Consider the following 14,834-nt stretch of genomic DNA (forward strand, 5'->3'; position numbering starts at 1 on the left):
GGCCGGTTATCCCGGCGGCCACTGCATGCCGCGGCCGCCCAGGAGATGGGCGTGCGCGTGGAAGACGGTCTGTCCGGCACCGCTGCCCGTGTTGAACACGACGCGGTAGCTCTCCAGTTTCTCCTCGCCCGCGACCTCGCCGGCCTCGCGCAGGAGGTCCGCCGCGACGGCGGGTTCGGCGGCGGCCAGGGAGGCCGCGTCCGGGTAGTGCACCCTGGGGATGACCAGGATGTGGGTCGGCGCCTGCGGGTTGATGTCACGGAACGCCACGGTCGTGTCGGTCTCGCGCACCAGCGTCGCCGGAATGTGCCCGGCCACGATCTTGCAGAACAGGCAGTCGTCCTGCGGCTCCCCGCCCTCTGCTCGCCTCGGCTCCTGCGCCATGCGTGTGCCTCCTCACGCCAGCCGATCATTACCTCCGCATGCTAGGGCCTGTCGTTTGGCTCAGGCCACAGACGCGGGGTTTGGCACGCCCATCCGCGGCGTAGTCGTCACTCGCCGACTCCCCCACTCTCGGCTCCGCTCGAGCGGGGAGACCCCCATCGCGTCGACTCCCTCCTCCGCCTTGCAGCCGAACGCACCAGACCCCGCTCACCGGCGTTTCATCGACCACCGGAATTCCCTGCGACCTGATCCAGACGACAGACCCGGCGGCCCGGTGGGGCGGGCGGCTCGTGGCGCCCGCCCGCCCCGCCGGGTCACAGCGGCGGCAGCGCGGGCGCGGTCTTCGCCGGGTTCTCCTCCAGCGCGGCCAGCGCGATCCTGACCGCCTCGTCGAGCTGGGTGTCGCGGCCGGCCGCGTGGTCCTGCGGGGCCTGGACGACCTCGACGTCGGGATCGACACCGTGGTTCTCGACGTTCCACTCGTAGCCCTCGAGCCAGAAGGCGTACTTGGGCTGGGTGACGGAGGTGCCGTCGACGAGACGGTAGCGGCTGTCGATGCCGATGACGCCGCCCCAGGTGCGGGTGCCGACCACGGGTCCGATGCCGAGCGCCTTGATCGCCGCGTTGACGATGTCGCCGTCGGAGCCGGAGAACTCGTTGGCGACGGCGACGACCGGGCCGCGCGGCGCGTCCTCCGGGTAGCTGTAGGGACGCAGGCCGCGGGGCAGGTCCCAGCCGACGATCCGCCGGGCGAGTTTCTCCACGACGAGCTGGGAGGTATGGCCGCCGCGGTTCTCCCGGACGTCCACGACGAGGCCTTCGCGGGCCACCTCGATGCGCAGATCGCGGTGGAGCTGCGCCCAGCCGGAGCCGACCATGTCCGGCACGTGGAGATAGCCGAGGCGTCCGCCGGACTGCTCGTGGACGTAGCGGCGCCGGTCGGCGACCCACGCGTGGTAGCGCAGCGGCTCCTCGTCGGCGAGCGGTACGACGACCGCGTGGCGCGGGTCGCCGCCGCCGGAGGGCGAGATGGTCAGCTCCACCGGTTTGCCGGCGGTGCCGACGAGCAGCGGCGCGGGCCCGGCCACCGGGTCCACGGGGTGTCCGCCGACCGCGACGATCGCGTCCCCGGCGCGCACCGCGACGCCGGGCGCGGCGAGCGGGGCCCGCGCGTCCGGGTCGGAGGTCTCCGAGGGGAGGATCCGGTCGATGCGCCAGCTGCCGTCCTCGTGACGGGAGATGTCAGCTCCGAGGAGCCCCTGCGCCCGGTCGCCGCCGCCCCATCCGCCGCGGGGGGTGACGTAGGCGTGCGAGGTGCCGAGTTCGCCCTGCACCTCCCACAGCAGGTCGACGAGGTCGTCGTGGGTGGCGACCCGTTCCAGGACCGGCCGGTACCGGTCGAGGACCGCTTCCCAGTCGACGCCGCCCAGGTCGGGACGCCAGAAGTTGTCGCGCATGAGGCGGCCGGTCTCGTCGTACATCTGGCGCCATTCGGCGGCCGGGTCGACGGTCTGGCGCACCCGCGACAGGTCGACGGTGATGTTCGTGTCGCTCTCGTCGTCGTTCGAGGCGCGCCGGTCGCTGGGGACGACCTTGAGCTTGCCGTCGGTCCACAGCAGGACGCGCTTGCCGTCTCCGGTGACGGTGAAGTGGTCGGCGTCCGCGGCGAGGTGCTCGATGCGCTGCTGGGCGAGGTCGTACCGCTCCAGTTCGGTCTTCGGGTCCGGGTCGTCCGGGGTGGCGCGGGAGGAGCCGAGCACGCCCCGCAGCGGGTGGCGCAGCCACAGCAGCCCGTCCTTGGCGGCGCGCAGCGTCGAGTAGCGGGCGGCCTCGACGGGGAACGGCACGATCCGGTCGGCGAGCCCGTCCAGGTCGATACGGGTGCTGGGGGTGCCCTCGCTGTCGGGCGTCTCGTCCTTGTCGGGCGCCTCGAAGGGCCTGCCGTGGCGCTGCGGCCCGAAGGGGGACGGTGTCGTCGCGGCCAGGGTGATCAGATACGGCCGGGAGCCGCCGACGAACGCCAGGTCGAAGACGTGCTCGTCGTAGACGGGGTCGAAGGCACGCGCCGAGAGGAACGCGAGGTGCTTGCCGTCGAGGGTGAACGCCGGTGCGTAGTCCCGGAAGCGCAGCGGGGTCGCCTCGGTCACCGACAGGTCGGTGGTGTTGGCGAGCTTGAGGTGGCGCAGCGGGCGCGGTCCGGGGTGCGACCAGGCGAGCCACGCGGAGTCGGGCGAGAAGACGAGTCCGGTGACCTCGCCGTCCTCGCTGCGGTCCACCTCGCGGACCTCGCCGCTCTCGCGCTCGACGAGCAGCACGCGCCCGTCGTGGGAGGCGACGGCGGCGCGGCTTCCGTCGGGTGCCATGGCGAGGCCGAGGACCCTGCCGAGCGCGCCCGCGGCGAGCCGTCGCGGGGTGGCTCCGGGGGCGACGCCGGTGGCGGGGGCGAATTCGAGGGCGTCGTCGCCCTCCGCGTCCGTCACCCAGACCACGTGTTCCTCGCCCTCGGCACGGAAGGTGCGGGGCAGCCGGGCGCGGACGCCCTGCTCGCCGGCGAGCGCGCGGGCCGGTCCGGAGCGGTGGGTGATCCAGTGGACGGCGCCGCGCACGGAGATCGCGCTGCCGCGTCCGGTGTGGTCGGGCGCGGCGGCGGAGAACCAGCGCGAGGCGCTCACGGGGTGGGGCTGCTGGTCGACGCGCTGGCCGCCGAGCCGGATGTCCAGCCGGCGCGGCTCGGCACCGTCGAGGTCGTCGAGGAGCCACAGTTCACCGGCGGACGCGTACACCACCCGGGTGCCGTCGGTGGCCGCGTGGCGGGCGTAGAAACCGTCCGTCGGCGTATGCCGTCGCAGGTCGGATCCGTCGGCGAGGGAGGAGTACAGGGCGCCGACGTCCTCGTGGTCGGACAGGAAGGCGATCCTCTCGCCCACCCAGAGGGGGTATTCGAGGTTCCCGTCGATGTCCTCGTGCAGCCGGACGAACTCGCCCTCGCCGTCCCGGTCGATCCACAGCTTGCCCGCCGTGCCGCCGCGGTACCGCTTCCACCAGGCCGCCTCGCGCCCCATCGGGGCGGACAGCAGGACGACACCGGGCGCGCCGTGGGCGACGTCGCCGACGGGGCCGTACGGCAGGGTCGTCGCGGGGCCGCCGTCGAGCGGGACGGACCGTGCCCAGGTGCGGCGCAGGCTGGCCTGGCCCTGGGTGCTGAGGGCGAGCACCTGTCCGTCGGGGGTCCAGCCGCGTACCTGGGTCTTCGGACTGCCCCAGTACGTCAGCCGTCTGGCGGGCCCGCCCGCCAGGGAGGCGACGTGGGCCTCGGGGGCGCCGTCGCGCGTGGACGTCCAGGCGACGGTCGTGCCGTCCGGGGAGATGCGCGGATGGTTCACCGGTACGTTGTCGGCGCTGATCCGCCAGGCGCGGCCGCCGCCGTCGAGGGGAGCGGCCCAGATGTCGTCCTCGGCCGTGAAGACGACCAACTCGCCGTGCAGATGCGGAAACCGGAGATACGCGGAGGGTGCGGACTCTGTCACCCGGTCACCCTACGCAGCGGACGCGCGCCCCGACAGGGGTTTGGATCACTTGATCCGTGTACAGCATGGCAGGTCACTTGCCCTGCGCGGGCCAGCAGGTGGGGTCGCCCTTGCACCACATGGTCTTCGTGACGGTGACCGTGACGGTGGGGCGGGGCTGTCCGTCCGGGGGGTTGTAGGTGACCGGCGGGGTGGGGCCGTGGGTGGCGTTGCAGTCGCCCAGGCCGCTCACGCGGAACACCTGCTTCCCGCCGACGGTGGCCCGCAGGTCGCCGCGTACGCAGGCGCCGTCGACGGCGCGGGTGACCTTGCCCTTGACGACGATGTCCCGTCCGTCGCCGGTCTGGCCCTGGCAGTCGACGGACGCCACGGTGTTCTCCGTCGGGGAGGGCGACTTCCCGGGCGTGTAGACCTTGTTGGCGCCGCCGTAGTGCGCGGTGCAGCTGAGCCAGCGCACGTCCACGTGGCGCCGTTCGAGTTCCTTGGTCGCCGTCTGGTCGGTCGTGTAGGACACGGTGGCGGCGCTGAGTCCGTCCCCGGGCTCGCACGCGGCCACTCCGAACACGCCGGTCGCGCCCAGCCCGACGGCCATCAGCACCCGCCTGCGTCCCGTCCGGCTCCTGATACGCCTCAAAGCCCCCATGGACGGCAGCGTGCCACCGCACGGCGTACCGCGGTAGACCGCATGCGGCCATCGGGCGCACAACCACCCGAAGGAGTTCCCCGTGCCGTGGCCGGGCGGGTCCGGGCCGCTCGTCAGCCGAGCAGCAGCTGCCACTCCTGGAGTTCCACCAAGTTCCCCTCGGGGTCCTTGAGATGGGCGACGCGCATGCGGTCCGTCATGGGCGCCGGGCCGTGCAGCAGGGTCGCGCCGCGCGAGACGACCTGCTCGCAGTAGGTGTCGAGGTCGTCCACCCGCAGCACCACCAGCGAACGGTGCCCGGTCACCACGTCACCGATCTCACCCAGGATCTCGGCCATCATCGCGCGGTCCTGGAGGGCGATGCCCGCCGATCCGATGACGGGACTGAACTTCTCGTACGGGCCCTTTGCCGCGCCCGACTGGGGCTTGAGGCCGAGGACTTCGGAGTAGAAGCGGTAGCAGGAGGCGAAGTCGGAGACGAGCAGCCGTACCTGGGCGAGTTCCATGGAATCCCTGCTGGATGTGCGGGTGACGGGTCAGGACCAGCGGCCGGTGCGGGCCAGCAGCAGTGCCGTGGCCACGGTCCCGGCCGTCGACGTACGCAGCACCGTACGCCCCAGGTGGAACATCTTCGCGCCCGCCTCGGTGAAGAGCGCGACCTCTTCGGGGGAGATTCCGCCCTCGGGGCCGACCACCAGGACGATCTCCCCGGAGCCGGGCAGGCCGGCCGTCGCGAACGGCTCGGTGCCCAGTTCGGTGTCCTCGTGGAGTACGGCGGCGAGATCGGCTTTGGCCAGAAGTGCGGCAACCTGCTTGGTCGTCATCGCGTCCGCGACCTCCGGGAAGCGCACCCGGCGGGACTGCTTGCCGGCCTCCCGGGCGGTGGCGCGCCACTTGGTGAGCGCCTTCAGACCCCGGTCGCCCTTCCACTGCGTGATGCAGCGGGAGGCGGCCCAGGGGACGATCGCGTCGACGCCGGTCTCGGTCATGGTCTCGACGGCCAGCTCGCCCCGGTCGCCCTTGGGCAGGGCCTGGACGACCGTGATGCGCGGCTCCTCGGCCGGTTCCTCCGCCACCGAGCCCATCGACACGATCAGCCGGTCCTTGCCCTCGGTGTCGAGGACGACGCAGTCCGCCCAGCGCCCGGCCCCGTCGGTGAGCACGACGTCCTCGCCGGGCCGCAGCCGTTTCACGGAGACGGCGTGCCGTCCCTCGGCTCCGTCGAGGACGTAGCGTCCGCCGCCCGCTTCGAAGTGCTCGACCAGGAACACCGGTGCCGTCATCGGGCCGCACCCTCTTCCGGGGTCTCGTCGGTTGCCGACAACGCTGTCTTGGCGGCGGCGATTTCGGCGTTCAGTACGTCCACCAGCTGCCCGGCGGGCAGGTCGCGCGCCATGCGGTGGCCCTGACCCGCCCACAGCGCCATGCCCTGCGCGTCGCCCGCCTTCGCGGCCGCCTTGCGCAGCGGCGAGGTCAGGTGGTGGATCTCGGGGTAGGCGGCGGGGGCGTACGGGCCGTGCTCGCGCATGAAGCGGTTGGCCAGCCCGCGCGCCGGTCGCCCGGAGAACGCGCGCGTGAGTTCCGTGCGGACGAAGAGGGGGTTGGTCAGCGCCTCCTTGTGCACGGCGTTCGCGCCGGACTCGGGGGTGGCGAGGAACGCGGTGCCGAGCTGGGCCGCGTTCGCGCCCGCGGCGAGGACGGCGGCGATCTGGCTGCCGCGCATGATGCCGCCGGCCGCGACGATCGGGATCTGCACGGTCTCGCGGACCTGCGCGACCAGGGAGAGCAGCCCGACGCCCGTGCCGTCCGTCTCCGGGTTGTCGCGGTGGGTGCCCTGGTGTCCGCCGGCCTCGATGCCCTGCACGATGACGGCGGCGGCACCGGCCCGCTGCACGGCGAGGGCTTCCTCGGCCGTGGTGGCGGTGACCAGGGTGAGCGTGCCTGCACGGCGCAGGGAGTCCAGCACGTCCTGGCTCGGCACGCCGAAGTGGAAGGAGACCACGGCCACCGGGTTGTCGAGGAGGACGGCGAGCTTGGCGTCGTAGCCGTCGTCGCGGCCGCTGTCCGGATCGCCGAGCTCGGTCTCGTACCAGGCGGCCTCACCCGCGAGCTGGTTGGCGTAGACCTCGACGGCGGCGGCGGAAGGCAGCGCGGCGCCGACCGCTCCGGTGGAGCCGGTGCCCGCACCGGGGTACTCGGGCTGGGGCATGAACAGATTGACGCCGAAGGGACGTCCGGTCAGCCCGCGCAGCTGCTTGATCTCCTGGTACATGCCGTCGGCGGTCTTGTACCCGGCGGCGAGGAATCCGAGCCCGCCCGCCTCGGACACGGCGGCCGCGAGCTGGGGGACGGAAACGCCGCCCGCCATGGGGGCCTGCACGATCGGGTGAGGGAAGAGATCGGTCAGTGCGGAGGACATGACGGCATGTTGTCACGTCCTCAGTACAAGTCCGAATCCGGCCGTCCGCCCGGCATAGGCCACCGGGATGGGCGGGCACGGGGTGGCATTCCCACCCCGCGCCGCGCCTGGGTCAGCGCCCGTTGAAGGCGTCCTTCAGCCGGGAGAAGAGCCCCTGCTGACCAGGCTGGAACTGACCGGTGGGCCGCTCCTCGCCGCGCAGTATGGCGAGCTCGCGCAGCACCCGCTCCTGCTCCGCGTCGAGCTTGGTCGGCGTGGTGACCTCGACGTGCACGATGAGGTCGCCCCGGCCGCCGCCGCGCAAGTGGGTCACGCCCCGGCCGTGCAGCGGGATCGACTGACCGGACTGGGTGCCCGGACGGATGTCGACCTCCTCCATGCCGTCGAGGGTCTCCAGCGGCACCTTGGTGCCGAGGGACGCCGCGGTCATCGGGATGGTGACCGTGCAGTGCAGGTCGTCGCCCCGCCGCTGGAAGGTCGAGTGCGGCAGCTCGTGGATCTCGACGTACAGGTCACCGGCGGGGCCGCCGCCGGGGCCGACCTCGCCCTCGCCCGCGAGCTGGATCCGTGTGCCGTTGTCCACACCGGCCGGGATCTTGACCGTGAGGGTGCGACGGGACCGGACCCGGCCGTCGCCCGCGCACTCGGGGCACGGGGTCGGGACCACGGTGCCGAAGCCCTGGCACTGCGGACACGGCCGCGAGGTCATGACCTGGCCGAGGAAGGACCGCGTCACCTGGGACACCTCGCCGCGACCGCGGCACATGTCACAGGTCTGCGCGGCGGTGCCGGGCGCGGCGCCCTCGCCGTTGCAGGTGGCGCAGACGACGGCCGTGTCGACCTGGATGTCCTTCGTGGTGCCGAAGGCCGCCTCGTCCAGCTCGATCTCCAGCCGGATCATGGCGTCCTGGCCCCGGCGGGTGCGCGAGCGCGGTCCGCGCTGCGACGCCGTGCCGAAGAAGGCGTCCATGATGTCCGAGAAGTTCCCGAAGCCGCCCGCGCCGAAGCCGCCGGCGGCACCGCCCTGCTGGGACAGCGGGTCCCCGCCGAGGTCGTAGACCTGCTTCTTCTGCGGGTCCGACAACACCTCGTACGCGGCGTTGATCTCCTTGAACCGCTCCTGCGTCTTCGGATCGGGATTGACGTCCGGGTGCAGCTCGCGAGCGAGCCTCCTGAACGCCTTCTTGATCTCGTCCTGGGACGCGTCGCGGCGCACGCCGAGTACGGCGTAGTAGTCCGTGGCCACTTAGGACTCCGCCAGGATCTGTCCGACGTACCGTGCCACCGCTCGTACCGCTCCCATCGTTCCCGGGTAATCCATGCGGGTCGGGCCGACCACGCCGAGTTTGGCTACTGCCTCGCCGCCCGAACCGTAGCCGACCGAGACCACGGACGTGGAGTTGAGTCCCTCGTACGCGTTCTCGTGCCCGATTCGCACGGTCATGCTCGAATCCCCGGCCTCTCCAAGCAACTTGAGGAGCACAACCTGCTCCTCCAGCGCTTCGAGCACCGGCCGGATGGTGAGAGGGAAGTCATGTCCGAAACGGGTGAGATTGGCGGTACCGCCGATCATCAGCCGCTCCTCGGTCTCCTCGACGAGTGTCTCCAGCAGAGTGGAGAGCACTGTCGAGACCGTACCCCGGTCCTCCGCCTCGAAGGCGTCCGGGAGGTCCTGGACGAGCTGCGGGACGTCCGCGAAGGGGCGCCCGGCGACCCTGCTGTTGAGCCGGGCCCGCAGATCCGCGAGCGACGTCTCGCCGAACGGCGCCGGACAGTTGATCATGCGCTGCTCGACCCGGCCGGTGTCCGTGATCAGCACGAGCATCACCCGCGCGGGGGCGAGCGACAGCAGCTCCACATGGCGCACGGTCGAGCGGGTCAGCGAGGGGTACTGCACGACGGCGACCTGGCGGGTGAGCTGCGCGAGCAGCCGCACGGTCCGCCCGACGACGTCGTCGAGGTCGACGGCACCGTCCAGGAAGTTCTGGATGGCCCGCCGCTCTGGCGCGGTCATCGGCTTGACTCCGGCGAGCTTGTCGACGAAGAGCCGGTACCCCTTGTCCGTGGGGATGCGCCCGGCGCTGGTGTGCGGCTGGGCGATGTAGCCCTCGTCCTCCAGGGCGGCCATGTCGTTGCGGACGGTCGCCGGCGACACGCCGAGCCTGTGCCGCTCGGTGAGCGCCTTGGAACCGACCGGTTCCTCGGTGCCGACATAGTCCTGGACGATGGCGCGCAGCACCTCGAGCCTGCGTTCACTGAGCATCGCGCACACCTCCAGAAGTCGACTCGATGGTCTTCGTGGCCTTCGTGGCTTTCGCCTGGCACTCAGCGCACGCGAGTGCCAACGTTCCCCGGCCCAGTGTACGGCGGTGAGGCACGACCCCGGCAAGGGCGGGCCTGCGATGTCGTGCGCGGCACCCGGTCACCGCTAGCGTCGCCGTATGAGGCTGACTTGGGAAGAGCTGGGGTGGGAAAGGGTGGCAGCCCGGGTCGGGCGGCGGCGACTTCCGGACTGGGACTGCACGGTCGGGCTCGTCGTCGGCGAGGGCGCGGCCCTGATGATCGACGCGGGGTCGAGCCTCGCGGAGGGCGGGTGGCTGCGCGCCGAGGCCGAACGGCTCCTCGGGCCGGAGCGCCGAGTGACGCACCTCGCACTGACCCACCCGCATTTCGATCACGTCTTCGGCGCGGCGGCGTTCACGGACGTCGAGGTCTTCGGCGCGGTCGGGCTGGACGCGGTCTTCGCGTACGAGCGCGAGGAGCTGTGCGCGGACGCCGTGCGCAACGGTCTCGACCCGGACGCCGCGGCCGAGGCGGCGGACCTGCTGGTCGCTCCCCGGCACTCCGTGAGCGGCGAGTGGACGCTCGACCTCGGCGGCGGGCTCCAGGTGCTGCTGGCGAACGTCGGCCCGGGGCACACGGGCCACGACCTGGCGGTCCTGATCCCCGGCGCACCCGGAGCGCCCCCGTCGGCGGAGCCACCGGGATCGCCCGCGTCGCCCGCCCGGCCCGCGCCGCGCGCGTCGCTCCCGTCGCGCGCATCGCTCGCGTCGCCCGAGATCGTCTTCTGCGGGGATCTGGTGGAGGAGTCCGGCGAACCCCAGGCGGGCCCGGACGCCGTACCGTCGCACTGGCCCGCCGCCCTGGACCGGCTGGTGGACCTGGGCGGGGAGGACGCGGTGTACGTCCCGGGGCACGGGGCGGCGGTGGACGCGGCGTTCGTCCGGGCGCAGCGGGAGGAGCTGGCGACGCGCTTCGGCGTGTCGTAGGGATCAGCACACCACCCGCCCGCCACTTCTCCTATCGTCATCCGAATGCGCCAGTACTCTCCGGACCTGACCCCGCCGTGGAAGAAGCCCGAGCCCGTGCCCGAGGTCCCGGCGGACCCGGGCCTGGTGGTCGAGGAGCCCGGCACCGGATTCTGCGGTGCGGTGATCCGCTGCGAGGCGGGCACGGTGACCCTGGAGGACCGCTTCGGCAAGCACCGGGTGTTCCCGCTGGAGCCTCGCGGCTTCCTGCTGGAGGGCAGGGTGGTGACGCTGGTGCGCCCGACGGCCGGGGCGCCCGTACGTCCCAGCCGTACGGCGTCCGGCTCGGTGGCGGTCCCTGGTGCCCGGGCCCGGGTCGCGCGGGCCGGGCGCATCTACGTCGAGGGCCGCCACGACGCCGAACTGGTCGAGCGGGTGTGGGGCGACGATCTGCGCATCGAGGGCGTCGTCGTGGAGTACCTGGAGGGCGTCGACGACCTCCCGGCGATCGTCGCCGCGTTCGACCCGGGCCCGGACGCCCGGCTCGGCGTCCTCGTCGACCACCTGGTCCCCGGTTCGAAGGAGTCCCGGATCGCCGAGGCGGTCACGAGCGACCACGCCCTGGTGCTGGGTCACCCGTACATCGACGTCTGGGAGGCCGTGAAGCCGTCCTCCGTGGGCATCCCGGGCTGGCCCCGGGTACCGCGCGGCCAGGACTGGAAGACGGGCGTGTGCCGGGCCCTGGGCTGGCCGGAGAACACCGGCGCGGCCTGGCAGCACATCCTGTCCCGGGTGCGCTCCTACAAGGACCTGGAGCCGGAACTCCTGGGCCGGGTGGAGGAGCTGATCGACTTCGTCACGGCGCCGCCCGAGTGAAAGATCATGGCCGCGGACCACATGGGAACAGTGTTCAGTCCACCAGATCCCGGACGACCGCGTCCGCGAGCAGCCGTCCGCGCAGGGTGAGGACGGCGCGACCGGCGTCGTACGGACCGGCTTCGAGGAGCCCGTCGGACAGCGCGCGGCGGGAGGCCGCGAGCCCGTCGGGGCGGAGCAGGGAGAGCGGGCAGCCCTCGCGCAGCCGCAGTTCCAGGAGGATGCGCTCGACCCGGCGGTCCTCCTCGGAGAGGAGTTCGCGCCCGGCGCCCGGCGAGCGGCCCGAGGCCAGGGCGGACGCGTACGCGCCGGGATGCTTCACGTTCCACCAGCGAACGCCGCCGACGTGGCTGTGCGCTCCGGGGCCCGCGCCCCACCAGTCGGCGCCGCGCCAGTACAGCTCGTTGTGCAGACAGCGGCCGGCCTCGGAGGTGGCCCAGTTCGACACCTCGTACCAGTCGAAGCCCGCCGCCGACATCACCTCGTCCGCGATGAGATAGCGGTCCGCGTGCACGTCGTCGTCGGTCATCGGGACCTCGCCGCGGCGGATGCGGCGCGCGAGCTGCGTGCCCTCCTCGACGATGAGCGCGTAGGCGGAGATGTGGTCGGGACCGGCGCCGAGGGCCGCTTCGAGCGATGCCCGCCAGTCGTCGTCCGACTCCCCCGGCGTGCCGTAGATCAGATCCAGGTTCACATGTGCGAAGCCGGCCGCGCGGGCCTCGGCGACGCAGGCCTCCGGGCGGCCGGGGGTGTGCGTGCGGTCGAGCACCTTCAGGACGTGCTGCCGGGCACTCTGCATGCCGAAGGAGACACGGTTGAAGCCACCGGCACGCAGCGTCGAGAGGTACTCCGGGTCGACCGACTCCGGGTTCGCCTCCGTCGTGATCTCCGCGTCGTCCGCGAGCCCGAACTCGTCCCGGATCGCGCCCAGCATCCGCACGAGATCGTCGGCGGCCAGCAGTGTGGGCGTACCGCCTCCGACGAAGACCGTACGGACGGGGCGCGGGTCGTCGCCGAGCACCTTGCGGGCGAGGCGGACCTCGTCGATCAGGGTGTCCGCGTAGTTGTCGCGGGAGGCGAGCACGCCGCCGGTGCCCCGCAGCTCGGTCGCCGTGTAGGTGTTGAAGTCGCAGTAGCCGCAGCGGGTCGCGCAGTACGGCACGTGGAGGTAGAACCCGAGGGGCCGCTCGGCCGCCCCGGCCATGGCGTGCGCGGGCAGCGCCCCGTCGTCGGGGACGGGCTCACCGTCGGGAAGTGCGGAAGGCATGCGTTCCATTGTCCAGTACGGGCGGGGTACGCGTTTCCGTCCCGCCCCGGGCCCGCCCGGACGACCGTCCCGAACGGTCCGTGGCGCGTGTCCCGTACCCGGCCGGAGACACCGGTTGCCCCCGTACCGCACCGCCGCAGGCCCGCCCGGCGCCCTCCCCGGTGTACGGCCGTCGCCCTACTGCGCCTGTAACACCAGCAGGGCCATGTCGTCCTCCGGCGGGCGGGTGCCGAATGCGTGGACCAGCCCGCGGATCCGTTCGGCGATCAGCTCGGCGTTCAGGCCGGCGCAGCCCGCGAGGGCCTGCGCGAGACCGTCGTCGTCGTCGAACTGGCGGGAGCCGTCGCGCCGCTCCGTCACACCGTCGGTGACACACAGCAGGGTGTCACCGGGGTACAGCTCGAAGGACTCGGAGGTGTATTCGGGGTCCTCGAAGACGCCGAGCAGGGTCTGCGGCCGGGCCACTTCCCTCACGTCGCCCGCGGGGTCCAGCAGCAGCGGCAGTGGATGCCCGGCCGAGGCCAGGGTGCAGCGCACTCCGCCGTCGAAGGGGACCAGCTCGCCGTACAGCATGGACAGGAAGCGCGTCTGCGGGCCGAGGTCGGTGCCGAGCCCGGGTCCGCCCGCGGCCACGAGCGCGCGGGCCGCCGCGTCCGCGGCTTCCGTCGCGTCGTCCAGGAGGAGCTGGTTGAGCCGGTCGAGGACGTCCGCCACGTCGTAGCCCTCGCGGGCCAGCAGCCGCAGCCAGGGCCGGGCCAGACCGATCACGACGGCGGCCTCGGGTCCCTTGCCCTGGACGTCGCCGACGGCGAAGCACCAGCGTCCGTCGCCGGCCGGGAACACGTCGTAGAAGTCGCCGCTGGGCCCGCCCTTGTCGAGCGGCTCGTAGACGAGGGCGCTGTGCACCCCGGGGATCTCGGCGACCGCGCCCGGCAGCAGTCCGCGCTGCAGGACCCGGCTGATGGTGGCCTGGCGCGCGTACTGGCGCGCGGCGCCGATGGCGAGGGCGATACGGCGGCTGAGGTCCTCGACGAGCCCGGTGACCTCGTCGGGGAAGGCGGGCAGTCCGGCCCGCCCGATGACGAGCGTGCCCAGCGGCCGGCCGCCCGCGATCAGCCGGTACGCCAGCGCCGCACCGCTCGCCCCGCGGGCGCCCAGCGCCTCGCCGGGCCAGTGCACCGGGACGGCCCGGGACCGCACCGCGTCGGGCAGCCGCGGCGGGTCCTGCTCCAGGGAGCGGCGCAGCCCCTCGATGAAGTTCTCGCTGCTGTGCCAGACACGGGCGAGGCGGGGTCCGAAGGCGAGGCCGAGACCGCCCGCCCGGTCGGTGGCCTCGTCCTCCAGCCACACGGCGCACCAGTCGGCGAGGCGTGGCACGAGGAGCTGCCCGGCGAGTGCGGCGACCAGGTCCTCGTCGAGCTGCCCGGCGAGCAGGTCGGAGGCCTCGGCCAGAAAGGAGAGGGCCCCCCGGCCGAGCCAGTCGTGCCCCTGCCCGGTACTCCGCGTCGCCCCGGGGGCGGATATCGCGGGGTGGAACCCGGCGCCGGCCCTCGGCCGGAACCCCGGGGCGCGCCCCTCGGCGTACCCGACGGTCCTGTCCGGGTCCGCCCCGCCCGCGGCGCCCGTGAGACCGTCGGCGTCGGGAAACCCGCCCCTTCCGGGGAGGCCGTCGGGGTCCGCGAATCCACAGGCCCGAGGCAGGTCGTCGGCGCCCGGGAATCCACCGGCTCCGTGCAGGTCGTCCGCCTCCGAGAATCCACCCGTCCCGTGCAGGTCGTCCGCGAACGCGTCCGTCCCGGACCGGGCACCGGCGCTCCCGTCGGTCAGCAGCCGCGCCCACACCGTCTTGACGCCCGGGCGATAGGTGATCCCCCAGGCCTCGGAGAGCGCGGAGACGAGACTCAGACCGCGCCCGTACTCCGGTGTTCCGTAGGAGCGTTCGGCGCTGTCGTCCCGTATGGCGCGGGAGGGGTGGTGGTCGGAGACCTCCACGACCAGCGGGCCGGACGAGCCGTCGGCCGGGTTCTCCAGCCGGCACAGCAGCTCGACGTCGGTGCCCGCGTGCACGACGGCGTTGGTGACGAGCTCGCTGACCACCACCGCGGCGTCGTCGGTGAGCCGGTCGTCGATGATCTCGGTGCCGGGCAGGGCCAGTTCGGCCCAGCTCACGAGCGTGTCGAAAAGGAACCGGCGGGCGGCTCCAGGGGCGAGCGGAGTGCCCGGTAACGACGTACGGGCGACGGCGTCCTGGCCGGCGCGGTGATGCGCGGGCGCGTCCGGGGCGCACGCCATGGACTCCCGTTGCGTCGGAATGGCCCCCACTGTGCGGCTCCCTGGGCAGTTCGGACGAATACACCTCGGACGATGCGGACAGGGTGACAGACTGGCGGCGCCCATAAGCACCGAGTCACCGAAGTGGGCCGTCATGAGTGAGATCAGTGGTAGGCATGTGCTCGAAGACGGACAGATT

Annotated in this window: 12 protein-coding genes; 2 read left to right on the forward strand and 10 right to left on the reverse strand. The window is 72.8% G+C overall.

Going from position 1 to position 14,834, the window contains the following annotated elements:
- Positions 1-6: 6 nt before the first annotated feature.
- The 8 genes from OG788_RS16760 to hrcA all read right to left on the reverse strand — a co-directional run bounded on the left by OG788_RS16760 (position 7) and on the right by hrcA (position 9,236).
- Positions 7-384 (reverse strand): histidine triad nucleotide-binding protein, encoded by a 378-nt coding sequence (locus OG788_RS16760; protein WP_351538564.1) that lies wholly within the window; start codon positions 382-384, stop codon positions 7-9.
- Positions 385-698: 314 nt separating this feature from the next.
- A complete protein-coding gene (locus OG788_RS16765; RefSeq protein WP_406371714.1) occupies positions 699-3,911 on the reverse strand; it encodes a S41 family peptidase in 3,213 nt (1,070 codons plus the stop codon).
- Between the two features lie 73 nt (positions 3,912-3,984).
- The gene (locus OG788_RS16770; RefSeq protein WP_406371716.1) at positions 3,985-4,554 is read right to left on the reverse strand and encodes a hypothetical protein; all 570 of its coding nucleotides are present in this window, start codon (positions 4,552-4,554) and stop codon (positions 3,985-3,987) included.
- A gap of 113 nt (positions 4,555-4,667) precedes the next feature.
- On the reverse strand, positions 4,668-5,060 hold the full coding sequence (locus OG788_RS16775) for a VOC family protein (protein WP_351538570.1): 393 nt from the start codon (positions 5,058-5,060) through the stop codon (positions 4,668-4,670).
- A gap of 30 nt (positions 5,061-5,090) precedes the next feature.
- Complete coding sequence (locus tag OG788_RS16780) at positions 5,091-5,837, reverse strand: 16S rRNA (uracil(1498)-N(3))-methyltransferase (RefSeq protein ID WP_406371718.1); 747 nt, start codon at positions 5,835-5,837, stop codon at positions 5,091-5,093.
- The gene (locus OG788_RS16785) at positions 5,834-6,973 is read right to left on the reverse strand and encodes a nitronate monooxygenase (RefSeq protein WP_406371720.1); all 1,140 of its coding nucleotides are present in this window, start codon (positions 6,971-6,973) and stop codon (positions 5,834-5,836) included. Before OG788_RS16785 ends, OG788_RS16780 begins: the two co-directional genes overlap by 4 nt.
- A gap of 112 nt (positions 6,974-7,085) precedes the next feature.
- The gene (gene dnaJ, locus OG788_RS16790; protein ID WP_266758621.1) at positions 7,086-8,219 is read right to left on the reverse strand and encodes a molecular chaperone DnaJ; all 1,134 of its coding nucleotides are present in this window, start codon (positions 8,217-8,219) and stop codon (positions 7,086-7,088) included.
- Positions 8,220-9,236 (reverse strand): heat-inducible transcriptional repressor HrcA, encoded by a 1,017-nt coding sequence (gene hrcA, locus OG788_RS16795; protein WP_351538584.1) that lies wholly within the window; start codon positions 9,234-9,236, stop codon positions 8,220-8,222.
- Positions 9,237-9,414: 178 nt separating this feature from the next.
- Here hrcA and OG788_RS16800 point away from each other — a divergent pair, with 178 nt between their 5' ends.
- Both OG788_RS16800 and OG788_RS16805 read left to right on the forward strand, forming a co-directional pair.
- Entirely contained in the window at positions 9,415-10,242 is an 828-nt protein-coding gene (locus OG788_RS16800) for an MBL fold metallo-hydrolase (RefSeq protein ID WP_406371722.1), read from the forward strand.
- A gap of 45 nt (positions 10,243-10,287) precedes the next feature.
- Positions 10,288-11,097 (forward strand): DUF3097 domain-containing protein, encoded by an 810-nt coding sequence (locus tag OG788_RS16805; protein WP_406371724.1) that lies wholly within the window; start codon positions 10,288-10,290, stop codon positions 11,095-11,097.
- A 34-nt stretch (positions 11,098-11,131) separates the two neighbouring features.
- Here OG788_RS16805 and hemW read toward each other — a convergent pair whose 3' ends face one another.
- Both hemW and OG788_RS16815 read right to left on the reverse strand, forming a co-directional pair.
- On the reverse strand, positions 11,132-12,364 hold the full coding sequence (gene hemW, locus OG788_RS16810; protein WP_406371726.1) for a radical SAM family heme chaperone HemW: 1,233 nt from the start codon (positions 12,362-12,364) through the stop codon (positions 11,132-11,134).
- 177 nt (positions 12,365-12,541) lie between these two features.
- Entirely contained in the window at positions 12,542-14,686 is a 2,145-nt protein-coding gene (locus OG788_RS16815; protein WP_406371728.1) for a SpoIIE family protein phosphatase, read from the reverse strand.
- Positions 14,687-14,834: the final 148 nt, after the last annotated feature.

This window comes from Streptomyces sp. NBC_00647 (genome assembly GCF_045207245.1).
GTDB lineage: Bacteria > Actinomycetota > Actinomycetes > Streptomycetales > Streptomycetaceae > Streptomyces.

What these genes read in the sequence shown, in the direction of transcription:
- OG788_RS16760 (WP_351538564.1), bottom strand. Translation starts at nt 384, where the DNA reads ATGGCGCAGGAGCCGAGGCGAGCAGAGGGCGGGGAGCCGCAGGACGAC.
- OG788_RS16770 (WP_406371716.1), bottom strand. Translation starts at nt 4,554, where the DNA reads ATGGGGGCTTTGAGGCGTATCAGGAGCCGGACGGGACGCAGGCGGGTG.
- OG788_RS16775 (WP_351538570.1), bottom strand. Translation starts at nt 5,060, where the DNA reads ATGGAACTCGCCCAGGTACGGCTGCTCGTCTCCGACTTCGCCTCCTGC.
- OG788_RS16780 (WP_406371718.1), bottom strand. Translation starts at nt 5,837, where the DNA reads ATGACGGCACCGGTGTTCCTGGTCGAGCACTTCGAAGCGGGCGGCGGA.
- OG788_RS16785 (WP_406371720.1), bottom strand. Translation starts at nt 6,973, where the DNA reads ATGTCCTCCGCACTGACCGATCTCTTCCCTCACCCGATCGTGCAGGCC.
- hrcA (WP_351538584.1), bottom strand. Translation starts at nt 9,236, where the DNA reads ATGCTCAGTGAACGCAGGCTCGAGGTGCTGCGCGCCATCGTCCAGGAC.
- OG788_RS16800 (WP_406371722.1), top strand. Translation starts at nt 9,415, where the DNA reads ATGAGGCTGACTTGGGAAGAGCTGGGGTGGGAAAGGGTGGCAGCCCGG.
- OG788_RS16805 (WP_406371724.1), top strand. Translation starts at nt 10,288, where the DNA reads ATGCGCCAGTACTCTCCGGACCTGACCCCGCCGTGGAAGAAGCCCGAG.
- hemW (WP_406371726.1), bottom strand. Translation starts at nt 12,364, where the DNA reads ATGCCTTCCGCACTTCCCGACGGTGAGCCCGTCCCCGACGACGGGGCG.